Source organism: Dethiosulfatarculus sandiegensis (assembly GCF_000931935.2).
GTDB classification, from domain to species: Bacteria; Desulfobacterota; Desulfarculia; order Desulfarculales; family Desulfarculaceae; genus Dethiosulfatarculus; species Dethiosulfatarculus sandiegensis.
The window spans coordinates 19,540-40,880 of the sequence record NZ_AZAC01000008.1 but is presented as its reverse complement, the minus strand read 5'-3'; the positions used below and the strand labels follow the sequence as shown (position 1 = coordinate 40,880).

15 protein-coding genes are annotated in these 21,341 nt (G+C 54.1%); 5 read left to right on the top strand and 10 right to left on the bottom strand.

Annotated features, from left to right (window positions below):
• Positions 1 to 22: 22 nt before the first annotated feature.
• The gene (locus tag X474_RS05690) at positions 23 to 475 is read right to left on the bottom strand and encodes a hypothetical protein (RefSeq protein ID WP_044347403.1); all 453 of its coding nucleotides are present in this window, start codon (positions 473 to 475) and stop codon (positions 23 to 25) included.
• Between the two features lie 1,004 nt (positions 476 to 1,479).
• Between X474_RS05690 and X474_RS05680 the strand changes: the two genes are divergently transcribed.
• From X474_RS05680 to X474_RS05670, 3 genes are all read left to right on the top strand, one after another.
• On the top strand, positions 1,480 to 3,561 hold the full coding sequence (locus X474_RS05680) for a molybdopterin-dependent oxidoreductase (protein WP_044347399.1): 2,082 nt from the start codon (positions 1,480 to 1,482) through the stop codon (positions 3,559 to 3,561).
• Positions 3,562 to 3,590: 29 nt separating this feature from the next.
• A complete protein-coding gene (locus tag X474_RS05675; protein ID WP_082464175.1) occupies positions 3,591 to 4,232 on the top strand; it encodes a 4Fe-4S dicluster domain-containing protein in 642 nt (213 codons plus the stop codon).
• A gap of 90 nt (positions 4,233 to 4,322) precedes the next feature.
• Positions 4,323 to 7,442 (top strand): NAD(P)-binding protein, encoded by a 3,120-nt coding sequence (locus X474_RS05670; RefSeq protein ID WP_052514904.1) that lies wholly within the window; start codon positions 4,323 to 4,325, stop codon positions 7,440 to 7,442.
• 128 nt (positions 7,443 to 7,570) lie between these two features.
• Here the strand turns inward: X474_RS05670 and X474_RS05665 are convergent, their stop codons facing one another.
• The 6 genes from X474_RS05665 to X474_RS05640 form a co-directional block, all read right to left on the bottom strand.
• Positions 7,571 to 8,164: an ATP-binding cassette domain-containing protein gene (locus X474_RS05665; protein ID WP_197281987.1), complete on the bottom strand. Its 594-nt coding sequence runs from the start codon at positions 8,162 to 8,164 to the stop codon at positions 7,571 to 7,573.
• A gap of 29 nt (positions 8,165 to 8,193) precedes the next feature.
• Positions 8,194 to 8,976 (bottom strand): ABC transporter permease, encoded by a 783-nt coding sequence (locus tag X474_RS05660; protein ID WP_044347398.1) that lies wholly within the window; start codon positions 8,974 to 8,976, stop codon positions 8,194 to 8,196.
• Entirely contained in the window at positions 8,973 to 9,980 is a 1,008-nt protein-coding gene (locus X474_RS05655) for an ABC transporter substrate-binding protein (protein WP_052514902.1), read from the bottom strand. Before X474_RS05655 ends, X474_RS05660 begins: the two co-directional genes overlap by 4 nt.
• On the bottom strand, positions 9,970 to 11,010 hold the full coding sequence (locus tag X474_RS05650; RefSeq protein ID WP_044347397.1) for a methyltransferase: 1,041 nt from the start codon (positions 11,008 to 11,010) through the stop codon (positions 9,970 to 9,972). Before X474_RS05650 ends, X474_RS05655 begins: the two co-directional genes overlap by 11 nt.
• Positions 11,011 to 11,075: 65 nt before the next feature.
• Positions 11,076 to 13,163 (bottom strand): TonB-dependent receptor, encoded by a 2,088-nt coding sequence (locus X474_RS05645; protein ID WP_044347396.1) that lies wholly within the window; start codon positions 13,161 to 13,163, stop codon positions 11,076 to 11,078.
• 216 nt (positions 13,164 to 13,379) lie between these two features.
• The gene (locus tag X474_RS05640) at positions 13,380 to 14,363 is read right to left on the bottom strand and encodes a helix-turn-helix domain-containing protein (RefSeq protein WP_044347395.1); all 984 of its coding nucleotides are present in this window, start codon (positions 14,361 to 14,363) and stop codon (positions 13,380 to 13,382) included.
• A 246-nt stretch (positions 14,364 to 14,609) separates the two neighbouring features.
• Between X474_RS05640 and X474_RS05635 the strand changes: the two genes are divergently transcribed.
• Positions 14,610 to 16,130, top strand: coding sequence for an MltF family protein (locus X474_RS05635; RefSeq protein WP_052514901.1), 1,521 nt, complete (start codon positions 14,610 to 14,612; stop codon positions 16,128 to 16,130).
• A gap of 65 nt (positions 16,131 to 16,195) precedes the next feature.
• On the opposite strand, the gene X474_RS05630 is transcribed toward X474_RS05635, so the two are convergent.
• From X474_RS05630 to X474_RS05620, 3 genes are all read right to left on the bottom strand, one after another.
• Positions 16,196 to 17,194: an electron transfer flavoprotein subunit alpha/FixB family protein gene (locus X474_RS05630; protein ID WP_044347392.1), complete on the bottom strand. Its 999-nt coding sequence runs from the start codon at positions 17,192 to 17,194 to the stop codon at positions 16,196 to 16,198.
• 4 nt (positions 17,195 to 17,198) lie between these two features.
• Positions 17,199 to 18,017, bottom strand: coding sequence for an electron transfer flavoprotein subunit beta/FixA family protein (locus tag X474_RS05625; RefSeq protein WP_044347390.1), 819 nt, complete (start codon positions 18,015 to 18,017; stop codon positions 17,199 to 17,201).
• Between the two features lie 115 nt (positions 18,018 to 18,132).
• Positions 18,133 to 19,263, bottom strand: coding sequence for an acyl-CoA dehydrogenase family protein (locus tag X474_RS05620; protein ID WP_044347569.1), 1,131 nt, complete (start codon positions 19,261 to 19,263; stop codon positions 18,133 to 18,135).
• A 455-nt stretch (positions 19,264 to 19,718) separates the two neighbouring features.
• Here X474_RS05620 and X474_RS05615 point away from each other — a divergent pair, with 455 nt between their 5' ends.
• Entirely contained in the window at positions 19,719 to 21,176 is a 1,458-nt protein-coding gene (locus tag X474_RS05615; protein WP_044347389.1) for a B12-binding domain-containing radical SAM protein, read from the top strand.
• Positions 21,177 to 21,341: the final 165 nt, after the last annotated feature.

The window sequence follows — 21,341 nt, the reverse complement described above, 5'->3', positions numbered from 1 at the left end:
AAAATCTCAGGGCGTTAAAAGGCTAAGAAATACTACCCCCAAAACCTTGGCATTCGGTTCCCGCCAGCCAACCCGGGGGTCGTCTGTCATTTTTGGCCAGCTCATTTACCAGTTGGACCAATTCAGCGGTTTTTTGCTGAATCAGTTTCTGCTTTTCTTCTTCTGGCAAATCACCGTTTTTTATTTCTTCAATTTCTTGTTTAAGAGCCTCAATACGTTTTTTTATGGTTTCCGTGGCTGATTTTCCAGGATCGCTCGCTTCGCTCTTATCAGCGGCCGTCAGGGAAATATTCTTCCCCTCCTCAGAAATGGTCACCTTGTCTTCGCCCTTCTTGCCCGGGGCATGCATATTGAGCCTTTCCACCGGGTTCTTCGGGGCATTTTCTTCCTGATTTTCTTGAGTTTGTCGCAGGGTTGATAGATTTTGGAAAAGATTACCGCCAGTTATATTAGAAAACGATAGTCCACCTGACATTTGGCCCCCCTTGTCTCTCAAACTATGCGAATAAAATCTGTGTGCGTATTATCAAGAGCAATTAATCTTTCTTTAAAAGCTATATCGGCCATTCAGAAATTTATCTTAAATGTTTTTCCATAATGGCCAACTTTTTAAGCATAAATTTCAAAGCCGTTAATTTTCAGACAGCTAATGCCTGTCGGTGCGGCAAGCCGGCATGCAGAATTCAGCCGGCCCCCATTAGAACCCGGCAAAATGAGGATTTTTGCCTTGGGAAAAAGGTTTCAGCCCCAAATTGTTCCCACCTTTTTGTTATTTAACTTCCCAAACCTTATGAAGGCTCACATTCCCCCTATTTATGACAGATAAAAATCAGGGTCGCATTTGAGGCTTGTCTGTGCTATTTAAATATTTTAATACCTAGTTAAATGATTATACTAATATATGTAAGAATTAGTATAGATTAGAAGAGTCGGCACTGGCCGTCAACAACCAGATCTCATCGAAACTTTTTATAAAATCGCTGAGATAGACTCTTTTCCCGGCTTCAAGGCGTGGTTAATGCCCGGACAAAAACCGGTAAATGAAATTAAAAAATATAGAGTTTCCCCTCAGGCCAGGGGTGTGCGGAGACCTGATCGCAATCCTTTACTAGATAATGATGATAATCTGCAAAACAAAAAACACCTATACCCTTCTCTCTTTTGGAGAGGCATTGACCAACACCTCCGGCACCGGCTAAGGACAGTATTTCCAAAGGTCCTTTGCCCATGGCCAAGCGGCAAAAAACAATATTGCTCAAAACGGCTAAAGGCCTTTAACAAGGATGCAGGCCGTTTTTAGAAAAATCGAAAGGCATTGACCGGTCCGTGAATCTGCACAAGCGGGGTTCACCGCAGTCCCGGCCCGATAAACAGGCTCGGTCTGACAGTCATTTCTTTCAATGGCCGAATCCGCCAGCGCCTGAAGCCAAATGGCGCTGACGGGGTCATTGCAATCACCCCCGGGAGGTTTTCCTAGCCATGGAGAAAGTCTATAGCATCTGCGGGATGTGCACTGTGCGCTGTCCCATAGAGGTTCATGTGGAAGGCGGAGAGGTTGTCCATATCGAGGGCAGTCACCCAGGCGGATTAAACGGTTCACTCTGCCCCAGGGGCGGAGCTGGAGTGGCTCTCTTAAATGACTCGGAAAGACCTCAGCAACCGCTGATCAGAATCGGTGAAAGAGGCGAGGGGCGCTGGCGTCAGGCCAGTTGGAACGAGGCCCTCTCCCATGTGGCAGACAAACTGATGGACGTAATCAACCGCCACGGAAACCGAAGTGTCCTTTTCTCGGACCGGGGCGGCCCCTTCCCGGACCTGCATAAAGCTTTCGTCAAGGGCCTGGGCTCGCCAAACTATTGCAATCACGACGCATCCTGTGCCAGAAACGTACAGCACTCAGCCAAGTCCGTAATGGGGCTGGGCAGGAAAGGCGTGAGCTATGACCTTAAAAACGCCAAGCACGTGGTCACCCAGACCAGGAATATTTTTGAGGCCATTAATGTAAGCGAGGTCAAGAACCTGACTCAGGCCTTGAATAGCGGATGCAAGCTCACGGTTATCGATGTAAGGACCACCCTGACCGCGGCCAAGGCGCACAACTTTTTCATGGTGAAGCCGGGAAGCGACTATGCCTTTAACCTGGCGGTGATAAACACTCTTATCCAAAAAGATCTCTATGACATAGATTTTGTAAAAAAACACTTTAAGGATTTTGACGCCCTGGTCTCCTTTGTACAGCCCTACACCGCCGAATGGGCAGGCGGGGAATGCGGTATCGAACCGGCCAAGCTGGTGGCTTTCTGCAAGCAGCTTGCCGAGGCGGCTCCCCAGGTGATCTGGCATCCCGGCTGGAACACCGCCCGTTTTAAGGACTCTTTTTATGTAAGCCGCACGGCCTACATCATTAACGGGCTTTTGGGTTCTTTAGGGGCAAAAGGCGGTCTGGCCATAACCAACAAGGCCAAGGATTGTGGGAAAAAGGGTTTAAAGGCCCTGGCCGACCTGTTCCCCAAGCCAGAGGAAAAAAGGGCCGACGGGGTTGGTTGGAGATACAAACACTTTGACGGCGGCCCCGGACTTTTGCATTTGGCCTTCAAGGCCATTGAAACCGAGGACCCTTATCCGGTAAAGGCCTATATCGCCTATCGCCACGACCCGCTGATGGCCATGCCGGACCCGGACGCCCTGCGCAAAGTCTTCGACAAGCTGGATCTGCTTATCTCCATCACCTTTTCCTGGTCAGACACCGCCTGGTACTCGGATGTGGTCCTTCCCCTTTCCACTTATCTTGAAAGGGAAAGCATCATAGCCCACAAAGGCGGGGTCAAACCCAAATTTTTTCTGAGGCAAAGGGCGGTGCCCCCCCGTTACCGCAGCATGGCCGAATGGGAAATCTTCACCAAGCTGGCCAAGCTCATGAACATGGGGCCTTTGGCCAAATTCGACTCCATCGAAGATATCTGGAAATACCAGCTGGAGGACACGGGCCTCACAATTTCCGATTTCAAGGAAAAGGGCCAGGTGGGGCTCACCGATAAACCCATATACCGTGATATGGACAAGTTCAAATGGGGAAGCCCTTCGGGCAAACTGGAGGTGATCAGCGAGGTGCTGGAAAAGGCCAAGCTGCCCTCATTAAAACCCTATGAACCGCCCCAGCCCCCGCCCGATGGTCAATTCAGGATCACCTTTGGCCGCTGCGCCCTGCACACCCAGGGGCACACGGTGAACAACCCGCTTTTAAACGAGGCCATGCCCATAAACCCCATCTGGATCAACAGTCTGCCCGCAGCCCACCTGGGCATCAAGGACGGGGACCAGGTGGAAGTTTCCGGCAACGGCTACAAGGCGGTTTCCAAGGCCTATGTCACGGATATGGTTCATCCGGACTGCATTTTCATGCTTCATGGATTCGGGCACAAGCTTCCCGTTGAATCCAGGGCCTATGGCAAAGGCGTGGCTGATCACGAGCTTATGAAGGGCGGGCTCGACATATGGGACCCGGCCGGAGGCGCAATTGCCCTGCAGGAGCACTTTGTCAGCGTCAAAAAGGCTCAGTAACCATTCAGGTAAGATCGAAAGGTATACAAATGAGCGACTATTACCTGTTTCAGGATCAGGATAATTGCATAGGCTGCTTAAGCTGCCAGGTGCATTGCAAGGCCCACAAGGGCCTGCCCGTGGGGCCGCAGCCCACCCAAATTGTCACAGTGGGCCCCAAAATGGTCCACGGGCTGCCCAGGGCGGCCTTTATCTATATGCCCTGCTTCCATTGCCAGCGTCCCTGGTGTGTATCCGCCTGCCCCACAGGCGCCATGCAAAAAAGAGACGACGGCATTGTATTTGTGGATGAAAGCCTCTGCGTGGGCTGCAAAAGCTGCATGCTGGCCTGCCCCTGGGGCGCGCCCCAGTGGAATCCGGAAACCAGAAAAGTGGTTAAATGCGATTATTGCATGGACCGCCTGGATCAGGGGCTTTTGCCCGCCTGCGTAAACAACTGCACCACCAGTTGCCTGCATTTCGGCAAACCCGACGCCCTGCCCAACCTGAAAAGGGAAAGATACGCCAAAAAGGTAGCCTTTGACCGGGAAAGGGACGAAGACCCGGTTCCCCAGGCCCCGGCCCGAGGTTGGCGTGAAATGGGTTCCGGAGGGATCACCCGCGAGGAAACCAAGGCGGAACGCATCCACGGCACCCCTTTGCCCAGGAAAATCGCCAAAAAGAAAAAATAGATCAAAGCCGCCCAAGGGGAGATTCCTCCCCTTGGGTAAATCCGAAACAAAGTCTATTGATATAAAAACCAAAAAGGCATGGAGAAGCACATGACCCAGAGCGCTTCGCCGCACCTGCCCTTCACCTCCCTATGGGAGAGGCAAAAAGGGCCGGAGATAGAAGCCTACATCAAGGCAGGCGGTTATGGAGCCGCCCTGGATACTGCCCGCAGGGGAGGCAGGGAGGTTATCCGCCTCTTGCGTGACGCCCATCTGCGCTCCCTGGATGGAGACGGCCAACCGGTGTTCATGGAATGGCGCGCCTGTCAGGCCGCGCCTGCGGCCAACAAGTATGTGCTCTGCGCAGCGGGCTCGCCAACGCCTGATTTCCCGGTCTTCCGCCAAATTCTCACCCAATCGCCGCACCTGGTTATTGAAGGCATGATCTTGGGCGCCTTGGCCGTGGGCGCGGAAGAAGGCTTCATCTATATAATCGAAGAGGACTATTCTCTTTTAGCCAACCTGGAAAAGGCCATTTCGGAAGCCCATGCCCATGGTTTTCTGGGCGAAGACGCACTGTTGGATATCAACATCTTAACCGGCAACCAGGCCTTTCACTGCCGGGACGCCAGGCTGCACCTGGCCCATTTGGAAGAATTAATAGAAAAGAAAGCCTCGGTATCCAGGGGAAAAAGTCCTTCCGGCCTGTTTGGCTGGCCCACAATCATCCACAATCCGGAGACCTGGGGCAACTCCACCTTTGTACTGGACCAGGGGCCCAAGTGGTATCAGGAACTGGGACAAGACACCCCGGGCGGCAAACTCATCCACTTAAGCGGGCCGGTGCAAAAAACCGGCATCCACGAGGTGCCGATGGGGATTGCCGTAAAGGAGATTATCGACCAATACGGCGGCGGCCTGGAAGACGGCGTCTTTTTCAAGGCGCTTCAATTTGGCGGGGATTCGGGCGGTTATTTGCCGGAATCACTTTTGGACCTGCCGCTCGACTTTGAGGCCCTGGCCCAGGCCGGGGTTTCCATGGGCTCCGGTGAACTGAAGTTATTGGATGACTCGGTCTGCATGGTGGCCCATTCCCTGGAGCTGGCTTATAAGAGCCTGGACAGCTTCAGCAGGGAGAACCCCAAGGCAGCGGAAATTTTAAACCACATCAAACGGCTTTTAGGAGAGATAGAAGAAGGCACGGGAACCAGAAACCACCTGGCCACCCTGGAAAAGGTGGGTTCCGAGCTTCTTTTAATAACCAGCACCGGCTCTGAACGCTCCCTGGCCAGGCCGGTTTTAACCGCACTGACCTATTTCAATTATGACTTCATCCACCATGTGGAGCAGGGTGTTTGCGCAACCGGCAAAAGGCGGGGTTTAAGCACGGCCCCCTGCCAGGCCGCCTGCCCGGCGGGCATAGACGTGCCCACCTACCTGGCCCTTATTGCGGAAGGCAGCTATGAAGACGCCATCAGGGTCATCAGGGAGGACAATCCCCTGCCCTGGATCTGCGGAACCATCTGCACCCATCCCTGCGAAGCGGCCTGCACCAGGGCGGAGATGGATCAACCTATCTCCATCATGGCTCTCAAGGGCTTTGCCGCAGCCAGTGTCATGGCCTCAGGCGGCTACCCCAAACCCACCATGGAGGTGGGGACCAACCAAAAAGTGGCTGTAGTGGGTTCCGGACCGGCTGGTCTTTCGGCGGCCTATTTCCTGGCCCGCAAGGGGTTTAAGGTGACCATCTTCGAGGCCCTGCCTGTGGCGGGCGGCGTGTTGAGCGTGGGCATACCCGAATACCGGCTCCCCATAGCAGTGGTGCAACAGGAAGTGGAGAACATCCTGAACCTGGGGGTGGAGCTTAAAACCGGGGTGCGCATCGGCAGGGACCTTACCTTGGACGAATTGCGGGAACAGGGTTACGAGGCCTTTTTTCTGGGGGTCGGGGCCCATGAAGGCCTTCGTCTCAATCTGGAGGGCGAAGACTCCCTGCACCCGGTCACGGATGTGATGACCTTTTTACGCCAGGTGCGCATGGGGCGCAAAAAACCGCTGGGCGACAAGGTAGTGATAATCGGAGGCGGCAACGCGGCTATTGACGCGGCCCGCACCTCCATCCGTTTGGGCTCCGGCAAGGTTGTCATCGCCTACCGCAGGACCAGGCGTGAGATGCCCGCCTGGGAGGCGGAGATCGTCCAGGCCGAAGAAGAAGGCGTGGAGATCCGCTACCTCACCATTCCCAAAAGGGTGGTGGGCATCCAGGGCAAGGTGGGCGGTCTGGAATGCATCCAGGCGGAGCTGGGCGAGGCGGATGCCAGCGGACGCCGCAGGCCGGTGCCGATTCCGGATTCGGATTATCTCCTGGAAGTTGATTCGGTTATCGCGGCCATTGGTCAGATGCCGGATGTGCAGTGTCTGGTCAATTCCTCTGACCTCAAGGTTAACACCAGATCCAGGATTGTGGTGGATTCCCAGACCCTGCAAACCAATCTGCCGGACGTGTTCTCAGGCGGCGATGTGGTAACCGGCCCGGCGACGGTGGTTCAGGCGGTTGGTGCGGGCAAATGGGCGGCCCTTTCCATTGAAGCCTATCTCAAGGGCAATGAAATCCCCCTGGGACCTCCTCTCAAAACCCCGCGCATGCGTCTGGACCCGGTGGAAGTGCCCACCGGGGAAAAGGTGGATCAACCCAGGGCCAAAATGCCGCTTCTCAAGATGGAGCAAAGACAAAAAACCTTTAAGCGGGTGGAATTGGGCCTGGATGAGGAAGCGGCCAGGCTGGAGAGCCTGCGCTGTCTGCGTTGCGATCTTTGTGTGGGCTGCGGCCTGTGCCAGGCGGTCTGCGAGGAGATGGGAGTCAAGGGGCTGCACCTTTCAGCCACTGCCGAGGGGCGCCTTGCCCTGACTGATTTCCACCGCCCGGCCAGACGCTGTATTGGCTGCGGCTCCTGCGTGCAGGTCTGTCCCCACAAGAATATCCGCATGCATGATGAAGGTGAGCAAAGAAGAATTGTGTTCTGCGGTACGGAAACCGCAAACCTCACCTTGGAGACCTGTGACGAATGCGGAGCCCCCCTGGCTCCCCAGGCCTATCTCTCTTATCTGCGCAACATGACCGAGGATGAGCCCAGCGGTGTGGCGGGGAAAAAACTCTGCCCGGAATGCGCCCGCAAGCACTGGGCCAAGGGGCAGATGGGAGACACCCTGTGGTTCCCGCCCGCGGGTTAAAGAACCAAGAGCTTAAAACTATCCCCGGCCTCTTCCAAGGGGCCGGGAGGAGTCAGCTTGCTAAAAATGCCCTTTTGGGGGGCAGCCTCCTTCCTTGCACAGCGACACTTGGCAATAAGCAGGCTGTGTCAGTCTGAAATTTCAACCAAGCCCTTTCCCTTAAAACGCAAAATCCAGTCCGCCGTGTTCTTAAGCTCCTGCTCTGAATGGGAAGAAAACAAAACCGCGGCGCCCTTTTCCCTGGCCAATTCCCTGATCATTTCGCTCATACGGGTCTTTAGCCCCTGGTCCAGGGCGCTGGTGGGTTCATCAAGTAAGAGCAGATCCGGCTCCAGGGCCAGAGCCCTTGCCAGGGAGACCCGTTGCTGCATGCCGCCGGAAAGGCGATTGGGATAGGCATCTAAAAAACCATCCAGTTCCATGCATTCAAGCATCTGACCTGCCTGCTTCAAAGCGCGGGTCTTTTGGGTTCCAACGGCCATAAGAGCCAGGGCCACGTTTTGGCGGGCAGTGCGCCAGGGCAGAAGCCTTGGCTCCTGAAAGACAAAACCCGTTTTGCCTGCAAAATTATTTATCCTGCCCTCTTCCGGCCGGGTGAGCCCGGCGGCCAGGCGCAGCAGGGTGGTTTTGCCTGCCCCGCTTTTCCCTGACAATCCAACCACCTGTCCCGGTTTAAGGCAAAAACTTAAACCATTCATCAAAACAAGCTTGCCATAAGCCATGCCGACCTGCCGAAACCGAAGCACCGCACTCACTGTTTCCATTGCAAAAGACGCTTTTCCAAAGGTTTTAAAAAGGCAAACTCAAGCCCGCCCACAATCAAAAGGCAAAGCAGCACACAGGCAAAAAGCTCCGGGATCATAAGGGCGGTTCTGGCAGAACTTAAGCAATATCCCAGCCCCAGGTCCGAACCCAGCACCTCGGCCAGAATCGTCACCCTCACCCCGTTGCCAACTACAATGGCCAGGGCGGAGATCAAAGGCGCGCAGATGGCCGGAATATATATATCCTTTATGCGCATAAGCAACGGAAAGCCATGAACCTCGGCCATCTCCAGGTATTTTTCATCCAGGGCCGCCATGCCCTTTACAATATTTACATAAACCAGGGGGCATAGAAAAAGCCCGGCAATAAAGACCACCATCACACTGCCCATGCCAAACCAGAGCATGGCGATAACCACAACCACCACGGCCGGGACACTCATGAGGATCCAGCGCAAGGGCTCCAGCATGGCCCTTATCCCTTTGTTAAGTCCGGCGGCGATTCCCAAACCAAACCCAGCCAAGGCTCCCAAACCAACCCCGGCCATTACCCGGCCCAGGGTGACTAGAAAATGGTTCACCCAAAACCCGGGATCAGCCAAAAGCAGAAAAAGGGCCTTGAAAGCGGCCAGGGGCGAGGCCAGGACCAAAGGCGGCAAGACCATGGAACCCAACTGCCAAAAGGCCAACACCAGGCAAAGGCCCAGCAGTTTCCAAAACCCCTCCCCTGTCCGGCCCCGCTCGGGGTTTGAAAAACCGTTTTCACTCATTTGCCTTGCCAATAAAAGTCAGCTCCAGGCCTGACAAAGGGCTTGGCCGGATTCAACTCATGCATCACCATCTCCAAAAACAGCTCCAGATCCTTTTGCACTTTAAAGGCCGGAACGCTTTCATGGCGCAGGCCGCTGATGGCCTCAGTAAGGGGTTCGGCTTTGAGCATGGGGAAATACTTGCCCACCAGTAAAGCCGCCTCATGGGGATGGGCCTTGCACCAGGTGAGAGCCCTGGTGTATTCCCGGTTGAAACGCTCAAGCACATGTTTTTTGCCGGAGACCCGCTCGGTGGCCGCCATGGCCCCCAAAAACATGGCAGGGCCCTGGGGGCGGCTCTTTTGCCAGGCCTTTTGCATGTCCACCACCCTGGCCATGGAAGCCGTCTTTTGCCCGGACTGCTTTACTTTGTAAAGCCCCAGGCTTATAGCCGGTTCCGCCAGAAAGGCGTAATCAACCCGTCCCAAAAGAAGCATCTGCATGGCGTCCAGGGGAGAAGCCATGTAGGTGATGGTAAAATCCTTGTCCGGGTCAAGGCCGTTTCCCTTGGCGATCAGCCTGAAAAGCGCCTCGGGCATCTCCCCCCTGAAAGGAAGGGCCAATTTTTTCCCCTTGATCCGGCCTAAACCGCTATGCTCGGGCCCCCTGCCCATGATCCACATATTGGAGCTGACCGAAACCTGAACCAACTTAAGCGGCACTCCCTTTTCATAAAGCGCCTGGGCCACATTGGTGGTCAAGGTGATAAAATCCGCCTGCCCCCCCAGAATCAGGGCCTTCAGTTGATCCGGGTTTTTCCAGGCAATAAATTCGATCTTCTCCGCCACGTCCTTGAGCAGGTTTTTTTCCTTTATCACCAAAAGGGGATAAGTCTCGTGAACCGGCATGCCGGAAAAGGTGAGCTTTTCCAGTTTGGCAAAGGCCTGGGCCTGGATTGCGCTCAAGAGCAAAATAATCGCCCAGATAAGGCCGCAGAGCCCCGGCCTCAGCCGACTAAAAACCATTGTTTCCCCCTTTTTTACGAGCGATATCCAGGTCAATCGGGCCGTTGACCGTTTCAATGGTTTTGGAGTGGACCCTTGCAAAACCTGCCTTGAGCATGGAGTCTGCAATCTCCCCCTGATCAAAGGAAAAATCCTGAGCTCTAAAAGCGGGAGCGATCCTGCCGAGCACATGAAAGGCCGGCGAGACCCGCCCTTGATGCAACCCTTCGTGGTAGCTGATAAAGACCCCTCCCGGATTCATGGCCTGATGGATTTTGGCCATGACATGGTTCAGATCCTTTTTGGCGTAATAAAGGTTCAGACTGGCCCAGACCAGGTCGTAGCCCTCACCCAGCTGGTCTTCGTTGTAATCCCCGGCCAGGACCTGCATGCGCATATCACTGTCATATTCCCTGATCAGAGGAAGCGCGTTCTCGCAGACCTTGGGCAGATCAAATAAAACCCCTTTCATTTTGGGGTGGGCCAGGACCAGGTAAAGGCCGATCATGCCTGCGCCGCCGCCAAGATCCAGCATCTTGTTGAAGCCCGGCCATTCAGGCAGGGAGCGGGCTATCTCCACGGCCTCTTGGCCCACTCCAGCCCTTTGATAAGCGCCGAGATAGCTTGTCGCTTCTTTCCAGAGGCTCTGATTCTCCAAGTCCGGGCCACTCTCCTGGGCAGGCGGTCCGTTTAAGACTATCTGCTCCAGATTTTCCATCCCCTGGGTGCGCATTACGGAAAGGCTTTTCAGCATGCCGCCAAGATAGGTCTCGCTTTGGGGGCAAAGGCACAGGCGGGCCAGTTCCGTATTTACATAGGTGTCGCCGTTTTTCCGCAAAAGGCCCATGGCGGTCAATCCCTTTAACAGCACTTCGGTATTGCCCGCGTGTGAGCCCAGGGCCCGGCTCAAATCAGCGGCTGAAAGGGGTGTTTCCAGGCGGCCGAAAACCTCCATATTCAAGGCTGTGCGTAAGAGATGCCACCTTATGGGCGCGTCCACAATCTCATAAAGAGAGTGGAAATTAATTTTCCGATCAGGCAGGGATTTCATTGGCATTTCCTTATTTTAAAACGCCCAAAGGGCGGAGGGCTCCTTTGGGCGTTTTAGATTTTTTCCTAAAAGTAATAGATCAACCTGGCTCCAACGGTGCGCGGCGCTCCGTCCTGACCCAGCACGGCACTGCCCCAATTCATTTTTAAGAGGGCATAGTCTTCGTCAAAGAGGTTCTCGCACCACAGGGTGATCCCTATGACTCCGTTGTCATAGCCCAGGCGCAGGTTCACCAGTTGATAGGGATCCTGCTCCACGGTGTTTGAAGCGTTAAACTGAATATCCCCCACCCCCAAAAGATCAACACGGCCAAACAACCCGGTTTCATGGGTGTATTGAGCACCCAGGTGATAATTGTATTTCGGTGCGTGAGGCAGGCGGTTGCCCGCGTAGTCAAAGTGCGTCATGCGCCCGAGGGCCTGATCAAGGGCATAGCCCGACCACTGATCGATCTCCGTATCGGTGTAGCCCACCCCGGCCGTAAACTGCCAACCGGCGGCGGGCCTGGCCTGGATCGAAAGCTCCACCCCCTGACTCTTGGCCTCGGCCGCATTGGCTATCCTTTGCACGCCCATCACTCCGGGCACAAATTCAGCAACCTGCTTGTCTTTCAAATCTATGTAAAAAAAGGCGATATTGGCAGTCAGGGCATCATTCAACCAACTGGTTTTGATTCCCAGCTCATAGTTCCAGGAATATTCCGGATCATAGGTGAAATTGTCCTGGTTGGTGGCCATGTACACGCTGTATCCGCCCGGCAGGTATCCCTTGGCCGCCGAGGCATAGGCCATGACCTGTTCACTGAAGTCATAGGCCAGGGTGAACTTGGGAAGCAGCTCGTCAAAATCAAGGTCCTTGTCCAATTTTTGACGAGCGCCCATGGGCCCCTGATAATCCATATCCCCCTTAAGGTCCAGATGCTCCAGCCTGAGCCCCGCAGTAAGGTGCAGGCGCTCCCAAAGGGAATAGGTGGCCTGACCAAACAAGGCCAGACCACCCGTAGTGAGGTCTGAATTCCTGCGTTGGGAGATGGCCCGGATATTCATATCCACCGTGGTATCCTCACTCAGGGCATAGAGCCCGGCCAACCATTTAAGGGCCTGGTCCCCCTTGGAAACCAGGCGCAGCTCCTGGCTCAAAAAGGTGTCTTCAAAATCCAGGGAAGTGTAGGGCCTGGGCAGGGGGCCGGAGTCAAAATCCTGATCAAACTCCCGGTCAAAGGTGTTAAGACCGGTTACGGAGACCAGGTCAAAGGCGTGGGCCTTGTATTTCAATTTAAGGGCATGGGAAGAGCCCTGGTTGCTTTGCCGGTATTCACTGTCATAGTTGATCTGATGACGGGGTGTGGCCAAGGGACCGGTGAAATACCTGAAATAGCCCTTGCCGTCGTCTTCATCTTGAAGCCCGCTGGTGAAATCCACCTCCCAATTCGGCCCCGGCAGCCAACGCAAGGAGGCGCGCAGGTTTTTATGGTCAACCTTGCCTGCCTTGTCATCCTGATTAAAGTTATTAACCATCCAGCCGTTTGAATAATCCATCCTGCCCGCAATGCGCAGAAACAGCTTGTCTTCCACCAGCGGGGCCGAGAGGCTGGCTCCGGCGCGCAGGCCGGGGGAGTCATCGGCGTCTCCATCATACATAAAGACATCACTAAAAACCTTGGCCTTGAATTCATTGGTCGGCTGGGCTGTTATGATATTGATGACGCCGCTCTCCGTATTCCTGCCGTACAAGGTGCCTTGAGGGCCTTTCAGCACCTCCACCCTTTCAAGATCAAACAGATCCGGGTTATGCCTGAAATGGGTGGGCAGGCACACCCCATCCACATAGAGTGCGCTGGGGCCGTACAAGGCATTGTTAAAAGAAGACAATCCCCTTATGACAATCTCACTTTGGGCACTGCTGGTCTTCATGTAAAGGTTGGGAGAAAAATAGGTGAGCCCGGCCGCATTATACACCCCGGCCTCTTCCAGTTCCGCACCGGTGAAGGCATCCATGCTGACCGGTATCTCCTGCAGGCTTTCTGCGCGTTTCTGTGCCGTGACCACATAATCGCCGAGTTTTGCATCAGCTGCTGCCCGGGCCGGCGAGGGCAGGCACAGAAAAATACCGATCATGGGCGCAATGCCCAAAATCTTTCTTAAGCACCCCATTTTTAAAACCTCTTTGGTAATGAATTGTTTTGGTTACAGATTTCCTTAAGGCTCCATGGGCCGCGCCTGGGGCGAAGCCATTTGGCCTCTTTAAGAGAGAGCTATAAAACAATTCGAAAAATGGGGCTGTCAGATCCTGAAGTTAAAATATCATTTCCTGAAAAAACGCCCAAGCCCGGCCTGGACAACTTGCCCAGCCGACTGTTGAGCGATTTTTCAGTTGTGTTTCTTACGGTAGGCTCGGGGTTGCAGGCCGAACTTTTTATGAAAGGCGCTGGCAAAATGGCTGGGTGTGGAAAAGCCGGTGCGATAGGCTATCTCGGTTATAGTTTCATTACCTGATAAAAGCATCTCACTTGCCATCTCAAGCCTTTTTTGACGCAGGTACCCGAAAACCGTATCACCATAGGCGGTTTTGAAAAGTTGATTGAGCTTGGGGTGGGCCACCCCCACCTTGCGGGCCAGTTCCAAAAGGCCGGGCGGATCTGCCGGGTCTGCCAGGAGAAATTGCCTTGCCCTCATAAGCATCTCCTTCTGGGTCTTCTCCATATAGGGTGTCTGCCGTTTTTCCGGGGAATCCTGCTGCACAAAGGCCAGGGTCCGGGCCATCAGCTCCAGGGTTTTGCTTTCAACAAAAAGCCTGGAAAGCAGGCTGTCATAGCTGTTTTCATTCAACATGCAGACTAAAGATCTGCATTCAGGCGGCAGGGAAAAATTACGGCAAAAAGGAATTTTTAAATTACCAAACAAGGCCTTTTGCAATAGTCCCGGCAGGGCTGACTCCTGGCCGTAAAAAAGCCTCCTGGCCCTTGTTCGGGAAATTTTGATCACCATGCCCTGGAATTGAGATCCCGGTTCTATACGCCTTTTTAAAAGGGGATCCGGAAGATAATAAAAACAACCCTGCCCTGCCGTCATCTCCAAAGGGTTTTTCAAGGAACTGTTGTCTGTCTGGCTTGCCCCGGCCAGGGTGTAGGCAAAGGCCAGGACCGGGCGGCGATCGTCAACCTCGGCCCGATAAGCCCGGGTCATTCGGCAATTACTTGTGGAAAGGCATAATCCCTGATCCAAGCTGATACGGCGGAAGCAGCCCTTTCCCAGGGAAGCGGGCAGGCTGTAAATCTTTTCAATGCTTGTTTTGGCGCCCCCAAACCGCCTGCTTTGGCCGTGATCATTTTTTAAGAGGATCTCCGACTCCAAATTTAAACTCCTTTTATTTTATTAACGAACCCTAATATACATCTTTTTTAAAAAGATGATAAGTGTTTTCAACCCGTAAACACGCTCTAACTGACGATTGGGAGTTGATTGACACTTCTTGGGATTGCTTGCTATTCTCTAAAATGTAGATCCCGTTGGGCCTAGGGAATGTAAAGAAGCCCTGCTTCAGATTCAGGTGACCACCTATTTCTGCTCTGCAGCACTTGCCAAAAAGGAACCATGACCATGAAAAAAATCCATAACGCACTTGCCAATGCAATGCCGGTTTTACTCTGCCTGGTTTTTTGTATTGCTGCTTTTACAGGGCTATGCCCCCGGGCCTGGGCAAAACCGGTTCCAGCCAAGCCCGGTTCAGAAGAGGTCTTGATTTCCCGGGAGGAGTTCAAGGGCGACTTTGACCAGATGGTCAAACGCAGGCTGATCCGGGTTTTGGTCACCTACAGCAAGACCAACTATTTTTTAGACGGAGCGCGCCCCAGGGGAGCCACCTATGACCTCTTAAAAGCCTTTGAAAAGGAACTGAACAAAAAACTCAGGGAAAAAGGTAAAACAAAAAAACATCTCGCAGTACACGTAATTGCCATACCCGTACCCAGGGACGAATTGATCAGTGATCTGCTTAACGGCAAAGGGGATATAGCGGCGGCCAACCTGACCATAACCAAAACCAGATTAAAACAGGTTGACTTTGCCGATCCCCTTGGCCAGGAAGTTAAGGAAATAGTAGTCACAGGCCCTGTTTCACCGGCTATAAAAACCTTGGATGACCTTTCGGGGCAGGAGGTGGTTGTCCGCAAGTCCAGCAGCTATTACACAAGCCTTTTACGTTTTAACGAAAAACTTAAGAAACAAGGCAAAAAGCCCTGCAATATCAACCTGGCCGACGAATACCTTGAGACTGAAGATATTCTGGAGATGGTAAACGCAGGCATCATCCCCATTACAATCGCAGACAATCATCTGGCGAAGTTTTGGAAATCGGTCTTTTCCGCTATCAAACCCCACTATGAACTGACAGTCAGAACCGGGGGCAAAATTGCCTGGGCCATGAGAAAAAACACCCCGCAATTAAAAAAAGAAGTAAACCAGTTCATCAAGACAGCCAAAAAAGGCACCCTTTTGGGGAATATCCTTTTTAAAAGGTACCTTAAAAGCAATAAATGGGTAAAAAACCCCCTGGCGGTAAAGGCAAGAAAACGCTACGAGCAAACCATCGGCCTTTTTGAAAAATACTCGGGCAAATACGGGTTTGACTGGTTGATGATAGCTGCCCTGGCTTATCAGGAATCAGGCATTGACCAAAGCAAAAGAAGTCCGGCCGGTGCTGTAGGGGTGATGCAGATTCTGCCGACCACAGCCAGCTCTCCGCCGGTGAACATACCGGAGATCACCATCATCGATAAAAATATTCATGCCGGCGTCAAGTATCTGGATTATCTGCATCGAACCTATTTCAGCGACAAATCCCTGGACCCGCTTAACCAGGTGCTTTTTACCTTTGCCTCTTACAACGCCGGACCCGCCAGGGTGAGGCAGCTTCGGGAAAGAGCCAAAAAAATGGGGTTAAACCCCAATCTGTGGTTTCAGAATGTGGAAAGGGTGGCGGCAAAGGTTATAGGCCGGGAGACTGTGCAATACGTGAGCAATATCTACAAATATTACCTGGCCTATTCCCGGATACAGGAAAAACAGGCAAGAAAAAGCAAAGCCAAAGAAACCATGACCCCGTCCGGGCAGAAAAAATAAATCATAAAAAAACCCGGACGACTCAAAGCCTGTCCGGGGTTTTTTTGTTGTCTGGGCAAAGGCTTTTATTTAAGCCTTTCCTTTAACTCCCTGATCATGGCCAGGCAGACCTGATTGGCGTCGGCCTGGATCGCCACATCTGCCATCTGCATCATCTGGGCAACGGGGTTTTTGTTTACCGCAACAATGAAATCAATATCCCCGAATCCGGCAGTATGTTGAATCGCACCAGATATACCAAAAGAAAACAATATCTTAGGTTTAATATTTTTCCCGGCCTGGCCGACCAGCATATCCTCTTCGGCCCAATTGGCGTGCACAACCGGCCTGGTGGCGCCAACTTCCGCCCGTAAGAGCCGGGCAAGTTCAAGCAAATTCTTAAACTTCTTTTTACTGCCCATTCCCCTGCCGCCAAGCACCACCACCTTGGCCTGTTCCAGACTCTGGGCCCTGTGGGGCAAGCGCTCTATGGATTTACGGATCACCCTTTCAGGGGGGAGATCCTGAGGCAGGGGCAGTTCGATCACTTGAGCGGTGCGTTTTTCATCATGGGGCAGTTCCTGAAAAGTTCCCGGCCTTACGGTGGCCATTTTCGGCGAGTGCTTTGGAATCAGGATCTCGGCCAGAAGGTTGCCCCCAAAGGCAGGGGCTGTCTGGACAAACTCCCCTTTTTCATTGATGAACAGATCAACGCAGTCTGCTGTCAGGCCGGTGCCCAATTCACGGGCGGTGCGGGCGGCCAGCTCCTTGCCAAAACCGGTTGCCCCCACCAAAATGATGCCGGGCTTGTACTCATTGGCCAATCCCACAAGGATGCGGGTGAAGGTCTCTATCTGATACTTGGAAAGGTTTACGTGATCCATCACATAGACCACATCAGCCCCATGAGCCACGTATTCGTGCACCCATTGCCCGGTTTTGTGGCCAAAGACTAAAACACAGACCCGAGCCTCATCCTGCCTGGCCAACTCCTTGGCCCTGGCGATAAGTTGCAGGGTCACCCGGTTCTGGAAATAATTGCGATAATCGCCAAACACCCAGATTGATTTTGCCGCTTCAGCCATGACCCTATTCCACCTTACCCAGATCCTTGCCAATGACCCCGCCCAAAAGGTCTCCATATTCATCAAACAGGCGAATAACGTTCTTCTTGATGCCGCCCTTTAAGAGCACGCCTTTTTTCTGGGCCGCCGAGGAATAAACCCGGGCAGTGCGGCCTGGAGAACCGGCCCTGCCGACCCTGGAGGGGTCGGCCCCTATATCAACCACGTTTAAAATTCTGATCTCGCCGCTTTCAAAGGCCTCTTCCAGGCCAGCCATGGGCACAGGCCTGGGGGTGAAATTCCTGGTGGTGACACTTACCAGGGCGGGAAGCTCCATTTCCAGGGTCTCCAGGAATCCGTCCATGGCCCTTTGAACCGTGATCTTCCTTCCGGAGATGCCCATATCCTCCACATAGGCCACGGCAGGCAAATCCATCTCCTGGGCCAGGGTGGGGGCCACCTGCCCTGTCTCGCTGTCTGTGGTGTGACAACCCAAAAGAACCAGATCCGCCCCCGGACAGACAGTCTCCAGGGCCCGGGCCAGGGTGTAGGAGGTGGCCAGGGTGTCGGCCCCGCCCAAACGGGGATCGCTTAAAAGGATGCCCCGGTCCGCGCCCAGGGCCAAAGCCTCTCTGAGCACTTCCTCGGCAGAAGGCGGCCCCATGCTGATCACTGTGATATCTCCGCCGTGTTTTTCCCTTAAACGGAGAGCGGCTTCCAGGGCGTGCTTGCAGGCCGGGTTCATCATACCTACGGCCAGGCCCCTTTTCAGTTGGCCGGTTTTCTTGTCCCAGGGCAGTTCACTTACCATGGGAACCTGTTTGACCAAGACAGCCAGTTTCATTTTCCTTACCCCTTGACCGGGAGGGGAGAGCCCCTACCGGAATAACTTTTTCCTTCAGACCTTTAAAGCGAGCCGAGCATTCTTCCGCCATCGGGTTTTAAAATCTATTTACCCGCTAGCTGGGCTCGCTCAAGACGCTGCGGGCGATCACCATGCGCTGCACCTCACTGGTGCCTTCGTAGATCTCAGTGATCTTGGCGTCCCTGTAATAACGCTCCACGTCATATTCCTTGCTGTAACCGCAGCCGCCGTGAATTTGCACAGCCAGGTTGGCCACTTCCCTGCCCGCCCGGGAGCAGAACAGTTTGGCCATGGAGGCCTGGGCGGAAAACGGCGTCCCGGTGTCCTTTGTTGCGCAGGCCCGGTAGAGCAAAAGGCGGGCCGCGTCTATCTGGGTGGCCATGTCGGCCAGATAATTTTGTATGGTCTGAAAGGAGCTGATGGGTTTATTGAACTGCTGGCGCTCCTTGGCATAGCGCACCGAGGCCTCAAAGGCGGCCTGGGCAATACCCAGAGCCTGGGCAGCGATCCCCAAGCGCCCTGTATCCAGGGCGTTTAGACCGATCCGAATGCCGTCTCCGGACCTGCCGAGGCAGTTGGCTGAAGGCACCTTGCAATCTTCAAAAAACAAGGAAGAAACAGGGTTGCAACGCATGCCGGAGAGATCTTCTATCTCACCCACGCTGAAGCCCGGCCGCTCCCTTTCCACCATGAGCACGCTGGAGCCCTTGCGCGGGTTCTCAGGATCCGTCACGGCAAAAACCAGGGCAAGGCCGCAGACCCCGCCGTTGGTCACAAAAATCTTGGTGCCGTTTATGATGTATTCATCATCCACCAGAGCGGCCGTGGTCTCCACACCGCCGGCGTCTGAACCGGCATTGGCCTCGGTCAGGCAAAAAGAGCCTATGCGCCTGCCGGAGACAAGGTCCGGCAACAGGCGGTCCTTTTGCTCTTTGTTGCCAAAGGCCACCAGGGGATAAACACCAACTGAATTGTGCACAGTGATGCATAATCCCACCCCTGCCGAGACGCGGGAAAGTTCCTCAATGGCAATGGCGTAGCTGATGGTATCCATACCCGCCCCGCCATATTCGGGCGGAGCCTGTAGGCCAAAATAATTCAGCCCGGCCATGGTTTGCATGACTTCTTCCGGAAAACGAGCAGCCTGATCAATCTCGGCCGCAATGGGCCTGAGCTGGTTTTCGGCAAACTCCCTTACTGTCTTGCGTACTACTTTGTGCTTCATGCAGGGGTTGAGTTCCAAGGCGGCCCCCATATTGTTAATTGTGATCTCCCATAGTTGCCCATTGCAGGCAAGAAAACATTACCCATGTTGGAAGAAATTGCAAGGCCGTCCGGTTTTTCAGGCCCGGGTCGGAAAAAAAGCCCCCCTTTTTCCAGCCCCTCTCCGTCCCTTAGTCCGCAGATCAAGTCTCAAGCGGGAGGATATAATACTTAAGCTGAGTTATCAAGCACTTAAGTAACAAGCAAGCGAAATTTCACTTTTAAGCCACCGGAATTTTTCCCTGCTTTTCCCCGCTTTTGAGGCTGTATACAATGGCTCTGAGCCCCCCAAAAAAGTTGGTCCCGATTTTGCATCAGAACCCCATGAGAGTCCTATTCTGCCCACTTTGCGGGCCTTAAGGGATAAGGCCCCACGCCGCTGGAGACAACCGGCGGGGATGATCAGGGAGGAACAAAATGCAACTTGACACCAATAACATCCATAAACCGGATTCAACCGGCTTCAACACCGGCCGCGATAAGGCGGGCGGCAGGCGAAAAACGCCGCGCAAGGCCAAGGAGGTATTGATCCTCACCAGCGGCAACTGGATCATCGAAGAAGGCCAGGTAAGCGCCTCGGGCAAGGGCCGGGCTCCGGCCGCGCCTCTTCTTCTGGCTGCTTATTTACGCAACCAGGGGCACAGCTGCCACGTACTCATGCTGCCGAGTCATCATGACACCCATGAATTCAACCCCGACTCGGTGGTGGTCTATGCGCCCTGGTTCGATTTTCACAATAATGGCGAACCGGCCTTTGACAAGGCCAAAGAGGCATGGCCCAATGCCCAAACCATTTTGATCCTCTATGATTCCCTGCCGGGTTTTGAAGAGTCTGCCATGCGTCTGTGCCCGGCCATTGACTATGCCGCCCTGCCCAATGAAAAGGAAATCAGCGTAGGCGAAATTATTGAGCACGGCGAGAAACGCTGCCCCGGCGGGTTTGGGGTGGAGTCGGGCATTCTCTACCGGGATAAAAACGGCCAGCCTGCCCATGACGGCATGCGCAGTTTTGCCGCCAACCTGGGGCACCTGCCGTTTACCGGCCGGGAGTTTGAATATTTCCTGCGCCTTAACCGGAACTGGAAATTTGATTCACAGACCGTGGTTTACCAAAGGGGCTGCCCCCTGGATTGCACTTTCTGCACAGTGAGCTGCACTGCCCAGCGCATGCGCGATCCGGAGATCGTGGCCGGAGAGATTGAGCTGGCCAACCGCACAGTGGGGCAAAACCATCTTATGACCACAGAGGTCCTGGCCCGGTCCAAGCCCTTGAACACCCTTTTGAACGCCCTGGTAAGACGGGGAGTCAAGGCGGGCGGAGCCCTTTGGGGACGCTGCGAACTGGTGCGGGACCCCGGCCTGCTGGAGCAGATCAAAGACGCGGGTTTCGAGGCCCTGGCCCTGGGTGTTGAAGCGGCAACCCCGGAGATGCGGGCCAAGATCGGCAAGGATTTTGACAATGACCAGCTGGCCGCAGCCCTGGCCATGGCCGTGGAGGCGGACCTCAAGGTGGATTGTTCCTTAATCACCGGCCTGCCTTGGGAAGACCGGGGTTATTACGTCTATATGTTCACCCTGATCGAAATTCTGGCCCGTTCGGAGAACGTGCGCAACCTGACGGTCTCCAGGCTGATCCCCCATACCGGGCTAGCCGTTACCCAGGCCATGGTGGAAGCGGGGCTGATCGCGGGTCATTACACCTTTGATGATTGGAACAACCGGCTTTCCGCCATTGTCGAGGAATATCGCCGCACTATTCACCTGGATCAGCAGGAACTGGAGCGCTACTATGCCCAGGCCCTGGCCAAGGTCAGAAAAGGAAAGAACCGGGCCTCCGCACCGGCCCAGGTCGAGAAAAAGACCATGGCAGCATAAAAAAGGACTTATTCCAATCGTTTAAGCCCGGGCCAAAAGCAGCCGTAAGGCACGACCTTATGAACCGGATCCGAGTAATTCGCAGGGCCGGCTCTTTCAGGCCGCCTGGCTTAACGATTGCAGGTCTGGATAAAAAAAACGGACTCTCTGATCATCCAAGCCCTG

Bases quoted from the DNA above. Each gene is read 5' to 3' on its own strand.
- X474_RS05690 (WP_044347403.1), bottom strand. From the start codon at position 475: ATGTCAGGTGGACTATCGTTTTCTAATATAACTGGCGGTAATCTTTTC.
- X474_RS05680 (WP_044347399.1), top strand. From the start codon at position 1,480: ATGGAGAAAGTCTATAGCATCTGCGGGATGTGCACTGTGCGCTGTCCC.
- X474_RS05675 (WP_082464175.1), top strand. From the start codon at position 3,591: ATGAGCGACTATTACCTGTTTCAGGATCAGGATAATTGCATAGGCTGC.
- X474_RS05670 (WP_052514904.1), top strand. From the start codon at position 4,323: ATGACCCAGAGCGCTTCGCCGCACCTGCCCTTCACCTCCCTATGGGAG.
- X474_RS05665 (WP_197281987.1), bottom strand. From the start codon at position 8,164: ATGGCTTATGGCAAGCTTGTTTTGATGAATGGTTTAAGTTTTTGCCTT.
- X474_RS05660 (WP_044347398.1), bottom strand. From the start codon at position 8,976: ATGAGTGAAAACGGTTTTTCAAACCCCGAGCGGGGCCGGACAGGGGAG.
- X474_RS05655 (WP_052514902.1), bottom strand. From the start codon at position 9,980: ATGGTTTTTAGTCGGCTGAGGCCGGGGCTCTGCGGCCTTATCTGGGCG.
- X474_RS05650 (WP_044347397.1), bottom strand. From the start codon at position 11,010: ATGAAATCCCTGCCTGATCGGAAAATTAATTTCCACTCTCTTTATGAG.
- X474_RS05645 (WP_044347396.1), bottom strand. From the start codon at position 13,163: ATGGGGTGCTTAAGAAAGATTTTGGGCATTGCGCCCATGATCGGTATT.
- X474_RS05635 (WP_052514901.1), top strand. From the start codon at position 14,610: ATGAAAAAAATCCATAACGCACTTGCCAATGCAATGCCGGTTTTACTC.
- X474_RS05630 (WP_044347392.1), bottom strand. From the start codon at position 17,194: ATGGCTGAAGCGGCAAAATCAATCTGGGTGTTTGGCGATTATCGCAAT.
- X474_RS05625 (WP_044347390.1), bottom strand. From the start codon at position 18,017: ATGAAACTGGCTGTCTTGGTCAAACAGGTTCCCATGGTAAGTGAACTG.
- X474_RS05620 (WP_044347569.1), bottom strand. From the start codon at position 19,263: ATGAAGCACAAAGTAGTACGCAAGACAGTAAGGGAGTTTGCCGAAAAC.
- X474_RS05615 (WP_044347389.1), top strand. From the start codon at position 19,719: ATGCAACTTGACACCAATAACATCCATAAACCGGATTCAACCGGCTTC.